Here is a 14,815-nt window from a genome sequence, read left to right as displayed (position 1 = left end):
TTCCAAGAAGTTTTCCAAGAAGTTCGTCTCTGGAAGGAACCTGGGACAGTGCCTGAATTCCTGCCTGATCATTGTAGTTGCCTTCAACAATACCAGCTACTAACTCAAGAGCCGGATACTGTTTTGCATATTTTGCAAGAATTCTTGCAGGAGCAGTTGCATCTGTATCAGAGATAGCCAGAGCATTTGTTCCATGTAAATGCTGAATCAGATCCTCGCATGCAGTACCTTCAAATGCGCGATGCATCATAGTGTTCTTGTAAACCTTGTACTGTACACCAGACTCTCTTAACTCTTTACGTAAAACTGTATCCTGCTCAACAGTAAGACCACTGTAGTTAACCAGTACTACTGCCTGTGCGTCTTTAATGCTGTCAGAAATTTCATTTACGATTGGTTGTTTCAGTTCTACTTTTGCCATGAAATGGTACACCTCCTTATAGATTTTGATATACCGCCGTCACAATGAGACTCTACCGGAGGGTTTTTATCTTCAGAAAGCACATGCTTTCCTGCAATATAAAAACCTTACTGCATGACAGTAAGGTTCCAGTAATCTCTTATAAGAATACTTAGTCCTCGGTAGGCGTTTTAAACCTTATGCCATACGGCACCTACTGTCTTCGGCAGCGTTCTAAAGAACAATATCATCTTTTTCCATATATGTCAATACCTTAATTACAATTTTTTGTATCTCTTAATTATGATTTTTTTATCTCCTGCTACATCTATACCTTATTTGAATACTTTTACATCTGTTTTCGCACTACCCTGTACTCATCCCCCATTTTAAAATAAGGACATTGTCTGAAATTTCCTGTAATAAAATGTGCCATCTCATCTTCATCCAGATTCACTTCACATGTATAGCACTCATAATCCTCATCATAGGAATAGTTTACACAATACTCACAATTAGTTCCTTTTTCCATTGTAATCTCCCCTTAAAACTTATTTTATCTCAGTCGAGAAGACTCCCACCTCTTTCAGGTGGTGAGTTAACAGCAAGTTCGCCTCAGTGGGAGTCCAATCTCCGACTGAGATAAACGCTCCGCGAGGATGCGCAGTGATTCTGTAAAGAATATGTCAGCTTACGCTGACCAGAATCACGCGCCAAGTCTCGCGGCTGCTCAACTGAATTCCTGCTTTGCCTGGCCTTCTTTTTCTGGTATACTTTCCTTATGCAGGAAGGTACGCAAAATATCCTGCAGGAAAGAAACAGGACTAGATACGAACAGACATTTTTCTTATATTATTTTTTTGCTGCTGTGCACTGTCTTTTTATCCGGATGCAAAAATACAGACAGCACCCTGCAAAATTCCCAAGATACCTCTCAGCCGCTTCAGGAAACCTCCCTGAAGCTGAAATATGGTTGTCACCATTACAATTTATGATTCACAGGATCAGGCCCTTCTGGATCATTCCATGGCACTTTGCGACAAATATGAAAAAATATTCAGCCGTACACTTGAAACAAGTGAACTTTATCAATTGAATCACCGAGTAAGCTTCCCCATGTGGATGGCAGGGAAAATTCCTACCAGATATCCCAGTCCCTTGCAGATCTGATTGCCACCGGCCTTTCCTATTCAGAAGCTACCCAAGGTGCCTTTGACATTGCCATTGCGCCTCTCACGTCTCTCTGGGATTTACCATCTGAAAATCCGATTCCACCCGAAGACAGTGCCATTCACGCTGCCCTTTCTTCCTGTGGCTATCAGCACGTAAATCTGCAGGATCAGACCATTACCTTTGATTCTCCTGATATCCAGATCGATCTGGGTGCTGTGGCAAAAGGGATACATTGCAGATCGTATTAAAGAGTACCTTGTATCCCAGGGTGTAGAAAGCGGGATCATTAACCTGGGTGGAAATGTTCTTTGCATAGGAAAGAAGCCTGACGGAACTCCTTTCAAAATAGGCATCCAAAAGCCTTTTGCAGATCGCAATGAAACAGAAGCCATTATGGATATCACAAATAAGTCTGTAGTATCTTCCGGTATTTATGAGCGCTGTTTCCAATATAAAGGCAAATCTTACCATCATATCCTGAATCCTAAAACAGGCTATCCATACCAGAACGGCTTGATTTCCGTTACTATTGTCTGTGATCAGTCAGTGATGGGCGATGCTTTAAGTACCAGCTGTTTTGCTCTTGGATTAGAAAAAGGGCTTGCCTATGCAGAATCCCTGGACAATGTTCAGGCAGTGTTTATCACAGATGATTATAAAATGCATTACACCAAAGGCTTCCAAAAAGAAATCCCTGTTGCAGACTCAAAGAGTTGATTTCCCTGCCTGCCCTATCCCCAGATGCCGCTTCTTACTTCCTCCAGATTTTCCAAAATATAATTGTAAATTTCTATGGATACATTTGCCGGATAATGCAAACCGTCCACAGTCGCATACCCATTTTCCACAAGATGGGTATAAACATCAATATATTTCACTCCGGAAAGATTATTCTCCATAGATGTGTTAAAGCTTTCTATCTGTGCATTGGTTATATAAGGATCCTTCTCAACTGGTCCTACAGATACGAAATATGTCTGGGCTCCTATTGCTGCCCATTCATAGGCCTTCTCATTGATGTAATTGATATAATTATTTACGTTGAAGGGGTCATTTACTCCCATCAGAAAAATAATGGCCGTATTTTTCTCAATCTCATCTTCGATCTGCGGCACTCCTGTCTGCACCATCCAGTCATATCCTTTTCCTGAAAGGCAGGACCAGACACTGTCATCTCCTACTGCATCCAGGATCCCTTCTGTCCTGGAATCTCCCACAAAGATCAGTTTATCATTCGTCACCGTATCCGGATGGTCAGGTCTGCTTAAAGTGCCTTCTTCTGAAGACTGCTCAGACTTTCGCTTCGCCGGGGTAATGGTAGGCGCCTGTGTTATGGTGGGCACTGGACTCATTTCCGGTGGAGGCGTGATACTCACAACCGGAGTCAGTACTGATTTCTGTCATACTGCTTATTTCTGGCGTGGCACTGACCGCAGATACTGATGCGGCGACAGCTGTTGGCTCAGGACCTAAAGATGGAGTTACACTTGGTCTTACCACAGTAACTTCTTCCGGCATTTCCTGTGCAATTTCAGGAGCTTTGGAAGGCTTTGACGGCCCTGCGGTCTCTGCCTGCCCTTCCTTTTCCGTGCTGCTTCCGCACCCTGTCCACAGCAGCATGACCACACAGAGCAACATCCATCCATACCATCGGATTCCTTTTTTCTGTTTTCTAATTATTTTCAAATTATACACTTCCTTGAAAAAACCGCACATGTTCAGGAGAAATACTGCATTGACTCTGCCGTTTTTCCTGGCATGTCACATCACATACATCATGTTCCAGGCAGCATGTCCGGCCAGCTGAGGATCTCTTTTGAAATCACTTCTTCATAATCCCCTTCTATATCCTGGCTTCTGCCAGCTTCAAAAACATTGGTTTCTGCTCCCCAGACCTTATCTTCATATTCCCACACATGAAATTTCAGACCCCGGAATAAGAAATCCAGACTTCCGCAATTGTCTACTTCTGTATATTCATATTTAATTTTCTTTTTCTGTAATGCATCCTGTACCTTTGTCAGCCGCATATGCTGCACCTCCAATTTATCTCAGTCGAGAAGACTCCCACATCTTTCAGGTGATGAGTAACAGCAAGTTCGTCTCAGTGGGAGTCCAATCTCCGACTGAGATAAACTGCTGCGCGAGGATGCGCAGTGATTCTGTAAAGAATATGTCAGCTTACGCTGACCAGAATCACGCGCCAAGTCTCGCAGCTGCTCGACTTGAACTATGTTTTCTCCTTCTTACTCACCAAATAATTACCCAGATTATACAATAGCTTCCCAGCAGATTCAACCCTTGCCCTATATCTCAGCCCGATACCACAGCCCAGGAATAGGGGCTGCTGCATATTTAACCACCATCCTGCTCTGGATATTTTTCATGAAGATGCAGGTACTTCTCCCTTGTAGCCAGTCCGCCACGGATATGCCGTTCCTGCTTGTTCACCTCCAATACCTCCCGCGTCCGTTCTGCCAAAGACGGACGAATAAACGCCAGACGCTCTGTCACATCTTTATGTACTGTACTTTTACTGATTCCAAACTTTTTTGCAGTCTGTCTTACAGTTGCCTTCTTTTCTACAATATAATTTCCCAGTTCCACTGCACGCTCTTCAATATAATCTTTCACAAAAATCCCCCGCGTACATCATTTTTACAATGTATGCGGGGGATTTAAGCCTATGTCTGCATCCCTCTAATTAGTTAAAAGGCAGTTCATCTTCCAGATCCCACTCATCTTCATCTTCACCTTCACACCACTGGGAAATGCACTGGTCCACGTAATCCTCATATTCTTTTAATATCTTTTCAAGCTTTTTCTGCTTCTTCTTGTCACCAATAGCCTTATAGTATCCAATCATGGCTCGAAACATGATTTCATTTTCTTCCGTGCATTCTTCTTCATCAGCTATAAACTCCTGGATCACTTCCAATGCTTTTTCATATGACTTTTTCTCAAGCAATGCGTATACATAGGCAGTTGCAGCCATAATATTTTCAGGCTCTTCCTGCAGCCACTGACAGCAAAATCTTACAGACTGCTCATTTCTTCCAAGTTCTTGTAATACATTACTTTTTCTGAATTTCAGGTCCGATCCTGAGTATTCTGGCCAGGAAAACATTTTCAACAGATCCTCGCACATCTGAAGAAGCAGTTCATACTGCTTACGCATATCCATTTCATCCAGACAATCCTCTAACCAACCGGTAACATCATGTACATAATCCGTCTCATCATCTACCAGGTCCAGTTCCGGAGCAAATGCAGGATTCACTTTCTCTCTTCTCTGACGATTTCCATTAACAGGTCAAAAGCCTTTGCCCAGCAGGTATCATCTTTCTCTGCTCCAATCATATTGCTGTAGCATTTGTTTGCCAGCTTATCAAAACTTTTCCATTGCGTATTTTTCATTGTCTTCATCTCCCACTTTTGCGTATTCATACTTTTAGTATATACTTTTTTCTCATTCTCAGTATATAGTTTCTCACACTTTCTTCTTTATATTTTTCTGTTTTTCCTTTATAATCGAATCTGGCTCATACGTGGGTTCACATCAAACTTATCAAAGGAGACAAAATAACCATGAAAGCTATAAAGCAAAACCTTCCCGGCATATTGATCTGCCTGCTGATTGCTGTTCCTTCCTGGCTGATTGGCAAAAAATTCCCGGTAATAGGCGGTCCGGTGATCGCCATTATCATTGGAATGCTTCTGGCGCTGGTATGGACACCTTCCGGGAATCTCAAAACCGGCATTACCTTTACTTCCAAAAAGTGTTGCAGCTGGCAGTAATCCTTCTGGGCTTTGGCCTTGACCTGAATGTGGTACTTCGCACCGGAAGCCAGTCCCTGCCTATTATCATCTGCACCATTTCTACTTCCCTGCTGATTGCTTTTCTTTTACATAAAGCCATGCATATTGATTCTAACATCAGTACCCTGATCGGAGTAGGATCTTCTATCTGCGGTGGATCTGCCATTGCAGCCACAGCGCCTGTTATTGACGCAGATGATGAAGAAGTGGCACAGGCAATTTCTGTAATCTTCTTTTTCAATGTACTGGCAGCTCTGTTTTTCCCAATGCTTGGCCATGCCATCGGCTTCAACACTGCCTCCGGTGAATCCTTTGGAATTTTTGCAGGTACTGCTATTAATGATACCTCTTCAGTCACAGCAGCAGCTTCTACCTGGGATAGTATGTGGAATCTTGGTTCTCAGACACTGGATAAAGCAGTAACCGTAAAGCTGACCCGAACCCTTGCCATCATTCCTATCACTTTGGTACTTGCCCTTATCCGTGCCAGAAGCAGTAAATCCGCCGGTAACAGTTCCAATGGTTTCAGCCTGAAAAAGTCTTTTCCAATGTTCATATTATGGTTCATCCTTGCCTCAGTGATCACTACCATAGCTCTTCGCTTAGGTGCTCCTGCATCCCTTTTTGCGCCATTAAAGGAACTGAGCAAATTCTTTATCATCATGGCAATGGCCGCCATAGGTCTTGGAAGCAACATTGTAAAACTGATCAAAAAGGGAGGCAAACCGATTTTTCTGGGTGCATGCTGTTGGTGCGGCATTACACTGGTCAGTCTCCTTATGCAGCATGTTATGAATCTGTGGTAATGCAAACCAGGATTTAAGAATCCTGGAGAAGTTCATAATTTAATTTGAGTGAAAAAATGCCTCAAAGCATCCATTGACGCTTTGGGGCATTTTTCATCAGATCTCATTACTTAGGAACATCTTGCAGAAGCAAAAATTCCAGGCAATGATAATAAATTCTCTTATAGGTTTTTGTTGTATAATGAAGTCCGTCATCCACGCTGTTATCTACACCGCTTCCACTGGCATTTGTGCCATAGCCGTTCTTTAACAGCCAGGAATAGGTATCAATAAATGTATAATCTGACGCTAGCTGGCTGCGGATCGTGCTGTTAAACTGGCGTACCGCTGCCTCACTTCTTACCACATGTCCGGTATTCTCCATCATCTTACTGTTGCCTGGATTAACAGACATATAGAAAAGCTTGCAGTTCTTCTTTTTCAAGGTAGAGGCCAGACTCTTCATATAAGTCACATAAGAAGGCAGATTAGACAGATCATTCACTCCCAGATTAAAGATCACTGCTGTAGGATTCTGGGTGCTGTTATTCTTATTTACAATATTCATGATCTGGTTATAGCCGTCACCTTTCAGCCAGTCAAGTCCCATTCCGGATTGTGCTACAAACTCAGAATTCCATACTACCGTACTGCTTGCACCAAACTCTCTATTCAGAGTTGCCTGCATCCGGACTGTCCTGGAATCACCTACAAAAATCACCTGCTTATATTTGCGTTTCCATAAATCTACCTGCGCCATATCTGCAGCTGTGAGATCCGGTTCTGTACTTCTATTAAAGACCACTGCATATAAAGTCACATCTCCATTTACACGGATACGCCCTGCAGCCTCAAATTCCGGATCTGTACTCTTTCCCTGCGTCCTTGACCATCCAAGGAATGTGTAACCAGAGCCATTTGCCACTGCCGGAAGAGTAAGATAATTGCCCTTTCCAACAGAAACCTTACGGTAAACTGATCCATCATTCTTGCACAGCGTCACTGTCACTCCGGCTTCCTGAACAGCATACAGCTTAACATCTTTCGTCACTTTGGTATTTGCTGCCAGTCTTCAGCACAGAAGTGCTGCTGTTCCGTACTGTGGACCATCCCATACCTACATATCCGGTTCTTGAAGGAACTGCCGGAAGTGTAATATAAGATCCGCTCTCAGTCTCCACCTGGAGCTCCCTGTAATCTGCATTGCTTCTGCCATTGTACATGTAGAAAGAAACTGTATAAGTATCTACTTTCTCTCTCACTGCATAGAATTTAGTATTGGCGGTAATGGTTACAGTATCACCCACTTTGTATAATGGAGCAGCTGCCCCCCTGGTCGTCGTCCATCCAACTCCCTGATAGCCGGTCACCTTCGGAACCTCCGGCAAGGTAAAGGTACTGCCTGTAGTCACTCGCTTGTTCAGCTTCTTATAGGCTGCATTTGTCTTTCCATTACTGTGATAAAACAGAACTGCTGAGGTAGCGATCCTTTTACGGACTGCATAGAATTTAAGGTTCCTCTTTACAGTGATCACCTGTCCACCCTGAAATTTTGCAGTATCTGAATTCTTCTTCACAGACCATCCAAGATTGTTATAGCCATACGCTCCCGGCACCTGGGGAAGCTTGATCTTCCTGCCAGCTACCACGATCTTCTTCAAAGCCTTCATCTTCCTGGTGCTTGTCCCATTGGTATTATAAAACTGCACATAATAGAACTTATCTGCCCGAAGAGTCAGCACACCATCTTTGATATAACGGCTCCATGCTGCATCAGCGGAAAGAGTAAGCTTGGAGGCACCATTAAACCGGAACTTCCCGGACAGCTTCCACCGATAACCCTTTCTTGCCGGAAGTGTAACCGTCTCTCCTATGCTGGTATCAATTTGAAGATCCTCATAATATTTCTTGCCTGTAGGATCCTTAAACCGAATCGTAACAGCATCTCCGTCCTGCAAAGTATCTGCCTTTACTTCTGCTGCTCCAAGGGTGCCTGCACTCCCGGCAAATGGCAGATCACCAAATACCATCAAAAGAGCAAGCAGCAGGCATAGGAAACGGCCTTTGCTTTTTTGCTTATTATTCTTCATATACTCTCCTCTGTTCATAAACCCTCATGCCGCCTGCCGGCAACATCACAATTCCTGCTTCTGTATCAGTATAACTGAAACATTTTTAACTTTCAACCGCAGGCCAGAAAAAAGTTTAACAAATTTTACATTTATATTACATAAGTATTTCCATCAAATCTTACAGTGTATGAACAAAACGCATGAATGCATCCCTGCCCTTTGGAGTACATTTGTAAACACCGGCATCCTCCAGAACATGTACAAATACCTGTCCTACTTCCTCACGCAGAACCTGCTGGATGTTCTCTTTATCCAAATGAGGATATTTAGGAAGAAACTCAGCTACCCACTGTGCATGTTTCTCTATCTTCTCATTGGAAGCAATATCCTTGCCTTCCAGAATATATTCTTCAAGAAGCTCCAGTTCCTCTTTCAGTCTTGCCGGAAGCACTGCCAGCCCCATCACCTCGATCAGGCCGATATTCTCTTTCTTGATATGATGGTACTGTGCATGAGGATGATACACGCCCAGCGGATTCTCTTCTGTGGTAATGTTATTCCGAAGAGTCAGATCAAGTTCAAACAGATCTCCTTTCTTTCTTGCAATAGGAGTAATGGTATTATGAGGTTCTCCATCTGTCTGTGCAAAAACAAAAGCCTCTTCATCTGTATAGCCTCTCCACTGATCCAGAATATGAGTAGCCAGATCCACCAGCCTGTCAGAATCCTTATGACGGATCCTCAGTACAGAAAGCGGCCACTTCAGGATCCCGGCTTCCACATCCTCATAACCTGGGATCGTCACTGTCTTCTCGATCTCTGCCTTTGCCATTGCAAAGGTATAATGTCCGCCCTGGAAATGATCATGGCTTAAAATGGAGCCGCCTACGATAGGCAGATCTGCATTGGAGCCAAGGAAATAATGAGGGAACAGCTTTACAAAGTCAAATAGTTTAATAAAGGTACTCCTCTCGATCTTCATAGGTGTATGACTGAAATTGAATACAATACAATGCTCATTGTAATATACATAAGGAGAATACTGAAAGCCCCAGGGAGTGTCATTAATGGTAACAGGAATGATCCTGTGATTCTCCCTTGCCGGATGGTTGGCTCTGCCTGCATATCCTTCATTTTCCGGACAAAGCAGACACTTTGGATAACTGCTGGACTTGATCAGCTTGGCCGCTGCAATAGCCTTTGGATCCTTCTCCGGCTTTGACAAATTAATGGTAATATCAATCTGTCCATATGGGCTGTCCACTGTCCATTTCTGGTCCTTCTTTACACGGTAGCGGCGAATATAATCACTGTCCTGGCTCAGCTTATAAAAGTAATCGGTAGCTTTCTCCGGATCCTCTTTATATTTTTCCCAAAAAGTATTTCTTACCTGGGCCGGTCTGGGCATCAGACAATTCATAAGCCTGGTATCAAACAGATCCCTGTATACCACACTGTCCTGGATCAGTCCCCGTGCTGCTGCCTCATCCAGCAACTCTTTTAAAACCTGCTCAAGATCAATATTCCTATATTCCTCTTCCGGCTCTGTATACTCGTCTTCCTTAAATACATCCAGCAGAAGATTGGTCGTATAGATCCGCTCACATTCCGGTGTCAAACCTGTTTCAATCCCATACTGTACCAGTTTCTTAATATTCTCACTTAACATTTCCCGTCACCCCTTAGCATTCAACCTGTACGTTCATATCTTTTATATTCATCTTTCCGGCACCATCACCCATGTCCACTACATAAAATTCTGCCTCATGGCCTACCTTTTCTGCGTATGCCTTTCCGATAGTCTCTGTGAAAGCCTGTACCTGGTCATTTTCCACAATGCTTACAGTACAACCGCCAAATCCGCCTCCCGTGATACGTGATCCGATCACGCCCGGTGTTTTCCACGCAAGATCTACCAGAATATCGATCTCTTCACAGGACACTTCAAAATCATCCCTTAAGGATACATGAGATGCGTTCATCAGCTTTCCGAATTCTTTGATGTTATTTTCCTTCAGTGCCTGCACAGCCTTGATGGTACGCTGGTTCTCATAAACTGCATGCTTTGCCCTCTTTACGCATACCGGATCCTGGATCGCATCCTTATGTGCTTCAAACTCAGCCTCTGTTAAATCTCCCAGTGTCTTAATATCCATCACCTTCTGCAGATCCTCTAATGCTGTCTCACATTCATTTCTCCTGTCATTATAGGCAGAACTTACAAGACTGTGTTTCACTTTGCTATTTGTGATCACAATCTTTGCATCTGGAAGGTTTACCGGTGCATACTCATACTGCAGGGTATTCGTATCCAGGAAAATAGCGCAGCCTTTTTTACCCATTGCACTTGCAAACTGGTCCATGATCCCACAATTCATCCCATTGAAATTATTCTCGGAATACTGTCCCATAATAGCAATATCCTGCATAGAGATCTCATCAAATCCAAACAGATCTTTTAACATGGTTCCTGTAAGCACTTCCAGGGAAGCGGAGGATGAAAGTCCGGAACCGTTAGGAATATTACCAAAGATCATAAAGTCCAGTCCACAGGGAAGCTTATAACCTCTCTTTTCAAAGGTCCACATAACCCCCTTTGGATAATTGGTCCAGCCAGCCTCATCAGATGGAACAAGATCCTCCAGAGAAGACTGGATCATGCCTGCCTTTGGAAAATTAGCGGAATAAAAACGAAGTATATTATCCTCACGTTTTCTTGCAAGACCATAAGTACCAAGAGTAAGGGCACACGGAAAAACATGACCGCCATTATAGTCTGTGTGTTCTCCGATCAGATTTACACGGCCAGGTGCAAAATATCCACGAATGTCTCCCCCGTCTCCATACATCTGTGTAAACAGTTCCATTAATTGTTTCTGCATAATAAAATCCCTCCTGATGTTTTAGTTTACTTTTTATCCCAACAACTTTATGTTATTATGTTGGATCTTTTATGTTTTCAATATAGCTGATAAAAATATTGCCAGCCTTTTCAAACAGTGCTGTACTGTCATTCATACCATAAGGTTTTGTTTCACCGGTTGCCGGATCATACAGCCAGGTATTGTACTCATCATATCCAATGATCACCACGCTGGTATTATTTCCCGTCTTGGCGATCACAGGTCTCTGGGCGCTTACCTCATACAGTACACTGTCCAAAGTGCATCCGGACAAATCGATCACTGTGCCCTGATCTCCCATGCCTTGCTGCAGTGCTGCCAGATCCATGGAACCAGTACGCATCACTTCCGGCACATCTTCAATGTTCAACGTGATCTTTGTCTTTTTATTGCCTCGTTCCCAGACATACTGCTGTGCACGGTTCAATACCACACCTGCCAGGTCATCCGCATGCTTCACGGCTTGCCCCGGATCTATAAATGTACTGTCCAGACCACCTTTTGCATAAACATAGTAAATTTCATCCTGCGGTACCTGAGTATCCAGAACGATCTTATTTTCATCCCCGCTCTTCATCTTGGCGTAGACCACCAGTGCCTCTTCAACCTCAGGTGCACTGCCAAAGGACAACCTGACCTGGGTGCCTGTCCTGGAATTGGACACCAGTTCAACCTCAGCCTGGGTTTCCCCTGCTTTTTTATTGTTCATAATATTATCATTCTTCTGAACAACATAGGTATTCCCCTGTTTGGCAGAAAGTTCAAACTCCATCAGTGTACTTCCGATCGTCACATTGGTTATGTACAGGCCTTCCTGGTGATATTCCTTTTTGATCTCACCATCAAAGCCTTCAATCCGAAGGGTATGGATCCCTTCTGTCACATGACCATCATCATCCGTCAGGGCATCCCCGTCCATTACCACACCATATACCAGATCTTCATTCATAAAGCCTACCGGCTTTACGCTCTGTCCGGCTGCTCCTGTAAGGATCCTGGTATCCAGGGTGTCAAACTGTATTTCTTTGATACATCCTGCATTTTCCCCTTCCTGTATGGTCCAGGCTGCATGTGCATTTGTGTCTGAAACAACAAACTGTGAAGAATTGATCTGCTCTTCCATTACCTGAAAGTCGCCTTTATCGATATCTACACGATACAGCTTTCCGGAAAACAGTAAAAAGAGTTGATTATTCTTGCTTACATAAGACAGGGTACCAAGGTCTTCCTTCAAAAACTCATAAGACTCTGTCGTGGGGATAAAAACTTTTTCCTCTACCACATTCTGATCACTGCTGTAATGATATACACAAAGACCACTATAGCCTTCTCTTAATCCCCGATTCATATATCCATACAATACGAAATCCACATCACCGTTATCTTCCACACGAATGATCTTAATATTGTGCTGATTCCTTGCATCACGGAAATCGCCTTCATCCCTGCGGAAGCTGAAAATACGGATGGTCTTCCCATCTTCAGGGCTGAAAGACCACAGATCTCCCTCTTGTACAAAAGCAGCCACACCAGCATTTTCATTGGTCATGTATTCCACGTCCCTGCTGCGGACACCAAGAAGAAGTCCATCCTGGGAAATCTTTATATTGTTTTCATCAAACACCTGGCTGGCAGACCGTTCAAAATCCAGAAGCATGATCCTGGAAGAAGTATACCTCATCCTGTAAAACTCTGTTACATCATAAATCTCCGGAGCGCTGTCCCCATCCCTTGCCATGATCTGATATTCCAGGGAAATACTTGCGGTTGTCTCATTAATATCCTTGATCACCGGGATTCCTTTTTTGTAGATCTGCGGACTTAAAGAACCCCAGCTGATCTGATTGAAAGTAGAATTAATATTCACATCATTATAATTAGCTGCAGCACCTGTATCCACAGGCTCCAGGTAACTGGTCAGATCCTCGGCAGAAGCCTTGTCCATGGACTTTTCATAAAAGCTTTTAACAAATTTCACATACTGATCCACATTCAGTCCTGACCTGGATACTACCCGTGTATAATAATAGGCAGTCCCTTTGGATGTCTCCAGTGTGATCTGCATGGAATATTCCTGATTTACCCTGAGACTGCTGTTCACAGTCACAGACGCAGTAAGATACCCGTCCTCTTCTCCCAGATTCTTGATCTTCCGGTTCTCCAACACCTTCATACCATCTGAAGTACGGATCTCATAAGCCAGGCTGGATACCTTTGTATCATATCCGTTGATCACAAATTTTAATTCCTTGGATGTATCCAAAGGTGTCACGCTGTCGCGAGTAAAATCGGCCTGCATCTCCTGTGCATATCCATACATCCGGTTAGCATATATGCCGCCTACATCGATCATCACCTCAGGCAGCACCGGATTATTCATATCCGACCGGTCATCCGTTGTCTCACTATTCAGAAGAAAGGCGGTTCCTGCCACTCCTGCTGCAAACACCAGCAGTAAAAGCAATAGCCTGCGTAAAAATTTCTTCATGTTTTTCTCCTACCAAACCGCTTAAAGCAGTTTTTCCAGTGAAGGCTGCACATGCAAAGCCTCCATCATATGTTTCAACGCTTCCCCGTCACGCTTCTTTCCCGTGTGCACTGCACGGATCAGCAGATTCTTGGGGGTATGCTCCATATCAATAAACTCCAGGATCTGTGTATCATAGCCTGCCTCTTCCAACAGATTGGCTCTTATCCCGTCTGTAAGAAGGGCACTCATCCGCTCTTTTAAGATCCCGTACTTCAGAACAGGCTGCAGCAGCTGATTTTCTATCTGCCGGTTCAGCTCATGCTGACAGCAGGGCACAGACAGGATCACCTGTGCCCCCCACTCAACCGCTTTTGCCAGTGCATAATCCGTGGCTGTATCACAAGCATGGAGGGTCACCACCATATCTACAGATGTTACTCCCTCATAATCTGCGATATTCCCTTTATAAAAATGCAGCTTCTCATATCCATACTCTTCTGCCAGCCGGCTGCAATGCCGGATCACATCTTCCTTCAGATCAAGGCCAATGATCTGAACATCATAGCCTTTTAATTCCCGAAGATAATAATACATAGCAAAGGTAAGGTAAGATTTCCCGCATCCAAAATCCAGAATCGTGATCTCCTGTCCTTTGGAAGCCTGGGCAGAATGTCTTCAATAAATTCCAGGAAACGGTTGATCTGACGGAATTTGTCATATCTGGAGGAAACAATGCTGCCTGACGGATGCATCACTCCCAGATCAACCAGAAACGGAACCGGTGTTCCTTCCTCAAGTATATATTTCTTAACACGGTTATGTGCCTGGATCTGGATCTTTTCTGCACCAGGATGCCTTTTTGCCTTTACCGTGATCTTTCCTTTTTTGCTTACAAGAACTGTACCATCCAGTTCCTGTCCCTGTGCCTGCAGCTGTCCGAAGCCACTGCCAAGAGCCTCTTTAATATAGGCGATCACCTGCTCCCTGTCATAGTTTTTATGGAGTACCTTTGTACCCTCCATGGCAGAAGCCTGATAAAAGATCTGCTCCCGTATCTTTACCGGACGGATCTTCACTGTGCCCACACCTTCTTTACGATTCCCACTGAGCACCGCCTGTTTCAGATATTCATTGATCTGTTTCTCTAAATATTCTTCTAATGTCATCATTTTTATTATAACTTTTTTCCGCCC

At 43.8% G+C, this 14,815-nt stretch carries 15 protein-coding genes, 2 pseudogenes and 1 other annotated feature; of the genes and pseudogenes, 3 read left to right on the top strand and 14 right to left on the bottom strand.

Annotated elements, in window-relative coordinates:
* Together rplJ and R1Y93_RS02295 are read right to left on the bottom strand one after the other, a co-directional pair.
* A partial coding sequence (gene rplJ / locus R1Y93_RS02300) for a 50S ribosomal protein L10 (RefSeq protein WP_500821480.1) occupies positions 1–421 on the bottom strand: 421 nt, incomplete at its 3' end.
* Between the two features lie 89 nt (positions 422–510).
* Positions 511–645: a sequence feature (ribosomal protein L10 leader region), on the bottom strand.
* Positions 646–749: 104 nt separating this feature from the next.
* Positions 750–932, bottom strand: a complete 183-nt coding sequence (locus R1Y93_RS02295; RefSeq protein ID WP_158421680.1) for a DUF6472 family protein — start codon at positions 930–932, stop codon at positions 750–752.
* A gap of 586 nt (positions 933–1,518) precedes the next feature.
* Between R1Y93_RS02295 and R1Y93_RS02290 the strand changes: the two genes are divergently transcribed.
* Both R1Y93_RS02290 and R1Y93_RS02285 read left to right on the top strand, forming a co-directional pair.
* Positions 1,519–1,821: an FAD:protein FMN transferase gene (locus R1Y93_RS02290; RefSeq protein WP_500821479.1), complete on the top strand. Its 303-nt coding sequence runs from the start codon at positions 1,519–1,521 to the stop codon at positions 1,819–1,821.
* Positions 1,784–2,290 carry an FAD:protein FMN transferase gene (locus tag R1Y93_RS02285; RefSeq protein WP_500821478.1) on the top strand — a complete coding sequence of 169 codons (507 nt, stop codon included), beginning with the start codon at positions 1,784–1,786 and terminating at the stop codon, positions 2,288–2,290. The genes R1Y93_RS02290 and R1Y93_RS02285 overlap by 38 nt, the downstream gene beginning before the upstream one ends.
* Before the next feature lie 14 nt (positions 2,291–2,304).
* Here R1Y93_RS02285 and R1Y93_RS02280 read toward each other — a convergent pair whose 3' ends face one another.
* The 6 genes from R1Y93_RS02280 to R1Y93_RS02255 all read right to left on the bottom strand — a co-directional run bounded on the left by R1Y93_RS02280 (position 2,305) and on the right by R1Y93_RS02255 (position 4,990).
* Positions 2,305–2,916, bottom strand: coding sequence for an SGNH/GDSL hydrolase family protein (locus R1Y93_RS02280; protein ID WP_500821477.1), 612 nt, complete (start codon positions 2,914–2,916; stop codon positions 2,305–2,307).
* Positions 2,864–3,259, bottom strand: a complete 396-nt coding sequence (locus R1Y93_RS02275; protein WP_500821476.1) for a hypothetical protein — start codon at positions 3,257–3,259, stop codon at positions 2,864–2,866. The genes R1Y93_RS02280 and R1Y93_RS02275 overlap by 53 nt, the downstream gene beginning before the upstream one ends.
* 89 nt (positions 3,260–3,348) lie before the next feature.
* Positions 3,349–3,603, bottom strand: a complete 255-nt coding sequence (locus tag R1Y93_RS02270) for a kinase (RefSeq protein ID WP_158421678.1) — start codon at positions 3,601–3,603, stop codon at positions 3,349–3,351.
* Between the two features lie 325 nt (positions 3,604–3,928).
* Entirely contained in the window at positions 3,929–4,207 is a 279-nt protein-coding gene (spoIIID, locus tag R1Y93_RS02265; protein ID WP_500821475.1) for a sporulation transcriptional regulator SpoIIID, read from the bottom strand.
* 70 nt (positions 4,208–4,277) lie between these two features.
* Complete coding sequence (locus R1Y93_RS02260) at positions 4,278–4,853, bottom strand: hypothetical protein (RefSeq protein WP_500821474.1); 576 nt, start codon at positions 4,851–4,853, stop codon at positions 4,278–4,280.
* Positions 4,850–4,990, bottom strand: a complete 141-nt coding sequence (locus R1Y93_RS02255) for a hypothetical protein (RefSeq protein WP_500821473.1) — start codon at positions 4,988–4,990, stop codon at positions 4,850–4,852. The genes R1Y93_RS02260 and R1Y93_RS02255 overlap by 4 nt, the downstream gene beginning before the upstream one ends.
* Positions 4,991–5,161: 171 nt before the next feature.
* Here R1Y93_RS02255 and R1Y93_RS02250 point away from each other — a divergent pair.
* A pseudogene (locus tag R1Y93_RS02250) lies at positions 5,162–6,198 on the top strand (YeiH family protein).
* Between the two features lie 106 nt (positions 6,199–6,304).
* Here the strand turns inward: R1Y93_RS02250 and R1Y93_RS02245 are convergent.
* From R1Y93_RS02245 to R1Y93_RS02220, 6 genes and pseudogenes are all read right to left on the bottom strand, one after another.
* Complete coding sequence (locus R1Y93_RS02245) at positions 6,305–7,228, bottom strand: InlB B-repeat-containing protein (protein WP_500821472.1); 924 nt, start codon at positions 7,226–7,228, stop codon at positions 6,305–6,307.
* A complete protein-coding gene (locus R1Y93_RS02240; protein ID WP_500821471.1) occupies positions 7,212–8,267 on the bottom strand; it encodes an InlB B-repeat-containing protein in 1,056 nt (351 codons plus the stop codon). Before R1Y93_RS02240 ends, R1Y93_RS02245 begins: the two co-directional genes overlap by 17 nt.
* Before the next feature lie 160 nt (positions 8,268–8,427).
* A complete protein-coding gene (gene galT / locus R1Y93_RS02235) occupies positions 8,428–9,918 on the bottom strand; it encodes a UDP-glucose--hexose-1-phosphate uridylyltransferase (protein ID WP_500821470.1) in 1,491 nt (496 codons plus the stop codon).
* A 13-nt stretch (positions 9,919–9,931) separates the two neighbouring features.
* Positions 9,932–11,131 (bottom strand): galactokinase, encoded by a 1,200-nt coding sequence (locus R1Y93_RS02230; protein WP_500821469.1) that lies wholly within the window; start codon positions 11,129–11,131, stop codon positions 9,932–9,934.
* A gap of 55 nt (positions 11,132–11,186) precedes the next feature.
* The gene (locus R1Y93_RS02225) at positions 11,187–13,640 is read right to left on the bottom strand and encodes a hypothetical protein (RefSeq protein WP_500821468.1); all 2,454 of its coding nucleotides are present in this window, start codon (positions 13,638–13,640) and stop codon (positions 11,187–11,189) included.
* 21 nt (positions 13,641–13,661) lie between these two features.
* Positions 13,662–14,791: pseudogene (locus tag R1Y93_RS02220) on the bottom strand (class I SAM-dependent methyltransferase).
* Between the last annotated feature and the right edge of the window lie 24 nt (positions 14,792–14,815).

The sequence above is a fragment of the Blautia sp. HA3515 genome (assembly GCF_059933065.1).
Note: the sequence above shows the minus strand (reverse complement) of the source record. Positions and strands in the feature narration are given on the sequence as shown.

What these genes read in the sequence shown, in the direction of transcription:
- R1Y93_RS02295 (WP_158421680.1), bottom strand. Translation starts at nt 932, where the DNA reads ATGGAAAAAGGAACTAATTGTGAGTATTGTGTAAACTATTCCTATGAT.
- R1Y93_RS02270 (WP_158421678.1), bottom strand. Translation starts at nt 3,603, where the DNA reads ATGCGGCTGACAAAGGTACAGGATGCATTACAGAAAAAGAAAATTAAA.
- R1Y93_RS02255 (WP_500821473.1), bottom strand. Translation starts at nt 4,990, where the DNA reads ATGAAAAATACGCAATGGAAAAGTTTTGATAAGCTGGCAAACAAATGC.
- R1Y93_RS02240 (WP_500821471.1), bottom strand. Translation starts at nt 8,267, where the DNA reads ATGAAGAATAATAAGCAAAAAAGCAAAGGCCGTTTCCTATGCCTGCTG.
- galT (WP_500821470.1), bottom strand. Translation starts at nt 9,918, where the DNA reads ATGTTAAGTGAGAATATTAAGAAACTGGTACAGTATGGGATTGAAACA.
- R1Y93_RS02230 (WP_500821469.1), bottom strand. Translation starts at nt 11,131, where the DNA reads ATGCAGAAACAATTAATGGAACTGTTTACACAGATGTATGGAGACGGG.
- R1Y93_RS02225 (WP_500821468.1), bottom strand. Translation starts at nt 13,640, where the DNA reads ATGAAGAAATTTTTACGCAGGCTATTGCTTTTACTGCTGGTGTTTGCA.